This window comes from Actinosynnema sp. NPDC023658, assembly GCF_040639995.1.
Taxonomy (GTDB): domain Bacteria; phylum Actinomycetota; class Actinomycetes; order Mycobacteriales; family Pseudonocardiaceae; genus Actinosynnema.
The window spans coordinates 1-2,680 of record NZ_JBFAAX010000772.1; the positions used below are offsets into that span (position 1 = coordinate 1).

The 2,680-nt window shown below is 70.7% G+C and carries 3 protein-coding genes and 1 pseudogene; 1 reads left to right on the forward strand and 3 read right to left on the reverse strand.

The window, feature by feature from the left end; translation table 11 throughout:
* Window positions 1-69: 69 nt before the first annotated feature.
* Complete coding sequence (locus AB0G02_RS34525) at window positions 70-357, reverse strand: HPF/RaiA family ribosome-associated protein (RefSeq protein ID WP_360802902.1); 288 nt, start codon at window positions 355-357, stop codon at window positions 70-72.
* 161 nt (window positions 358-518) lie between these two features.
* A pseudogene (locus AB0G02_RS34530) lies at window positions 519-952 on the reverse strand (acyl-CoA desaturase); the annotation flags it as partial.
* Window positions 953-1,538: 586 nt separating this feature from the next.
* Between AB0G02_RS34530 and AB0G02_RS34535 the strand changes: the two are divergent.
* A complete protein-coding gene (locus AB0G02_RS34535) occupies window positions 1,539-2,336 on the forward strand; it encodes a PASTA domain-containing protein (RefSeq protein WP_360802905.1) in 798 nt (265 codons plus the stop codon).
* Window positions 2,337-2,426: 90 nt separating this feature from the next.
* Here the strand turns inward: AB0G02_RS34535 and AB0G02_RS34540 are convergent.
* Window positions 2,427-2,680 (reverse strand): helix-turn-helix transcriptional regulator (locus tag AB0G02_RS34540; protein ID WP_360802908.1); only part of this gene is annotated, 254 nt, incomplete at its 5' end.

Sequence of the window (2,680 nt, forward strand, 5' to 3'; positions counted from 1 at the left end):
GGTCGCCGTGACGAGCACCGCTTCCGGCAGCGCGAGGCGGCGCGGGGTGACGGACGTTCGTGGCGTCGCCTACTCGTGGTCGGGCAGTGCGGGTACCGAGCGCAGGGCGCGGTTGTGGCGCGGTTCGCGGAGCGTCTTGGCCTCGTCGACCTGCCGGACCAGCTCGTCGCGGACCTCGCTCAGCGCCGCGGGCAGGTCCCGCTTCGAGGACGTGGCGACGAGGTGCAGGCGAGGGCTCCGGTTGATCCAGCACTCCAGGGTGACCCGCTGCTCGGCGCCCTGGCGGTCCTTCAGGCTGATCGCCAGGTCGACCTGATCGGCGCGGAACGACTGCAGCCGCGAACCGAGGGCGGCCAAATGCCCCGAGACCCAGGCGTGCCCGGAGGCGAGGAACCCGGTTCCGAGCTGGAGGCGCTGGACGATGATCGTCCCGGCTTCGGGGGTGTCGTGCGTGCGCTGTCCGTCCTCGGTGGGTTGGTGCCGTTCGCGGAACCGGTGTGCCCGGGACCCTCGGGGCGTCAGGACGTGGTGGCCTTGAGGGTGCGGGCCAGCCGCTCCGGACGCGGCCAGCGGACGTTGGTGGCCCAGCCGAACGCCTCGAAGAACCTGATCAGCCGAGCGGAGATGTCGAGCTGGCCGTGCCGCACGCCGTGGCGGGCGCAGGTCGGGTCGGCGTGGTGGGAGTTGTGCCACGACTCGCCCATCGACAGGATCGCCAGCGGCCAGAAGTTGGCTGACTTGTCGCGCGAGGTGAAGGGCCGGTCACCGATCATGTGGCAGATCGAGTTCACCGACCAGGTCACGTGGTGCAGCACGGCGACGCGCACCAGGCCGGCCCAGAAGAACCCGGTCAGCGCGCCCCACCAGCTCCACGTGATGAGCCCCCGGCGAGTGCGGGCGCGAGCAGCGTCACGGCGGTGAGCGCGGGGAACCAGCGGTTGACGCGCTGGATACTCCCCCTCGCCGGACACCCGTGGCACGGTGGTGGCAAACCGGCGTGGCGGTGAAGTCCCGGGCACGTGTCGCGGTTCGCGCCTGGAACTGGGACCGGGCAGAGATGACCCGACGACCTGACCCGATCGCGGGCATCCGCCCAGCAGAGTCGCGCGGAGGTACGGTCGACCAACGGCGATGACCGGCGAGCGGTGCCAGAGCACAGGTAGCGCCAGGTTGAGTAGCCGGTACTCACGACGCCACGTCCCACCTCGGGCACGTTGGTCGAGCAACTCCGTTTGCTCGATCGAGTGGTCTTGCATGAAGACGCAGTCGCGTCTGCGGAGTCCAGCGCCAGCGTCGACAGCACGCAGGGGGCCGAGATGTCCGAACAGTCCGACGTACGAGTCGGTGGAAGTGTGCCGGCCTACGACGCGTCTCGGGGGAATGGTCCCGGGGACAGCACATCACAGGAAGATGACCGGAGAGAAGGACGCAGACGCCCGTCGTGGTGGCGGCGTTGGCGGCCGGAGCTCAAGGTCGAGGGCGGCCCCGAGAGCATCGGGCTCACCGGAACGGGTCTGGCCGGTCTGGCCCTGGCGGCCGTGGGGGCGGCGTTGTGGTGGTTCCTCATCCACGACCCGAAGGTCACGGTGCCCGACTTGACCGGCCTGTCCCGGACGACCGCGGAGGCCCGCCTGGTGGAGGACGGGTTGGTCGTCCGTCAGGCGCTCACCGAACCCTCCGCCCTCCTCCCGGGCTCGGTGATCCGCAGCGATCCGCCCGCCGGGGCGAAACTCACCGAAGGTGAGGGCGTGGTGCTGTACCTGGCCGCATCAGAGGTCTCCCCGCCACCTTCCTCCCAGCCCGCTCCCACAACCGCGCCGTCTGTCGACCGCGGTCGCCCGCTGCCCCCACCACTTCCCACCCGTGGCGACCAACCTCCGCCCGCCACCGCATCACCGTCCAGCGTCGTGCCACAACCCACGACCACGCCACCGGCGCCGCTCGAGCCCGAACCGCAGCCGATCGGGCAGCCGGTGCACGTCGAGCGGGACCTGGTCCTCGGCCGCTACAACTGGGTCGACCTGGACAACGGCGCCTACAGCCCTGGTCATGGCGGTGACCTGTACTTCGGTCAGGACGCCGGCACCCTGGCGTTCCACCTGCAGCCGATGTCACCCGGAGGTGCGGCCGAGGTCGGCATCGCGGTGCGCGGTCACGGGACCTGCGCCACCGCGTCGACCACAACCGATCGGATCACGCTGGACCCTCCCCTGGTCGGCACGGTGATCTGCGTCCGGACCGACGAGGGCCGACTGTCCGCCGTCGAGATCACCGGTACCGACGACGGCCCGAACGGGCGGAACCTGCACATCGCGTACACGACCTGGGAGGCGTGAGACCTGGCTTGTGCCGCTGTGCCCGGCGTCCGGTGGACGACCACCCGGGCCGAGCCGTTGACCACCAAGGCGAAGCGGACCGGTGCGGTCTCACCCGAGGTCGGAACGGCCGGATATGCCCAACTTGGTGTAGACGTGTTGCAGGTGGTTCTCGACCGTGCGGACGGACAGGTGCAGCATGTCCGCGATCTCGTGGTTGCCCAGGCGTCGCGCGGCCAGACCGGCTATCTCGCGTTCGCGAGGTGTGAGCGGGGTGCGGTGCGTGGACGGCCACCACGGCATCGGGCCGGTGTCGCAACGGGCCAGGAGGCGATCGCGGTCGACGGTCGCGGCGTTGGCACGGC